We start from the raw sequence: 811 nt of genomic DNA on the forward strand, positions 1-811 counted from the left end.
GCGGGCGCCGTCGGCGAGGGAAGGGAGCGTCGCCCCGGCGATGGCGAGGGCGCGGGCGATGCCCCGGAGCGGACCACGGCGCGACGCCCGCGCGAACACGCGGTTGAGGTCTAAGACGGCGTTCAGCGCCCCGAACGCGAGGATGCACAGGGCGATGGGGAGTGCACTGGCTGCGGCATCCCATAATCCGTCGACCGTGACCGGACCGAGCAGCACGACGTGCGCGAACGGCGCCGGCAGCCGCACGGCCGGCAGATCCAGCAGGACCACGCCGTCGCCGTCGGCGCCGTGGAAGAGGACGCGGTATACGACCCGGGCCACCACGAACCCTGCGGCGAGGATCGCCGCGGCACGCAGAGGACCGGGTCGGAAGGTCATGTCAGGATGTCGGCGCGGCCGGCTCGCCGTTCAGCGTGTAGACCAGCGCGAGCGACTCGCCCGGCTGGAGTTCGAGGGTCAGGATGCCCTCCTGGGCGTAGTCCCACTCGCCACCCGCGGGCTTCAGCCAGAGCCCCCAGTAGGCGAAGGCGGGCGCCATCGACTCGCAGGTCTCGAAGTGCTCCGAGCCGTCCGGGGCGGGGATCGCGACGTCTTCGGCGGGCACGCCGTTCACGCGGCACACGACCTCGTCGCCGTACTCGTCGGTGCCCTCGGTCGACACGTTCACGAGCGTGAGGGCGTCGGCGGCGGCCAGGGCCTCGTCGGTGCCGATGCACCATTCCTCGCTGTCGCCGTCTTCGAGAGCCGACGCGTCGACCGCGACGGTGATCCCCGCGTCGTCGGCGCACGCGCTGTCGAGGATCGCGACGGT

General features: G+C 72.4%; 1 protein-coding gene and 1 pseudogene. Both read right to left on the reverse strand.

The genetic code is table 11. The features are described 5' to 3' along the window. Positions 1–378, reverse strand: a pseudogene (locus tag B1729_RS20270) (ECF transporter S component); the annotation flags it as partial. A gap of 1 nt (position 379) precedes the next feature. Further along, on the reverse strand, positions 380–811 hold a 432-nt coding region (locus B1729_RS20275; RefSeq protein WP_163634617.1), incomplete at its 5' end, for a hypothetical protein.

Source organism: Microbacterium sp. B35-04, assembly GCF_010634885.1.
Classification (GTDB): Bacteria; Actinomycetota; Actinomycetes; order Actinomycetales; family Microbacteriaceae; genus Microbacterium.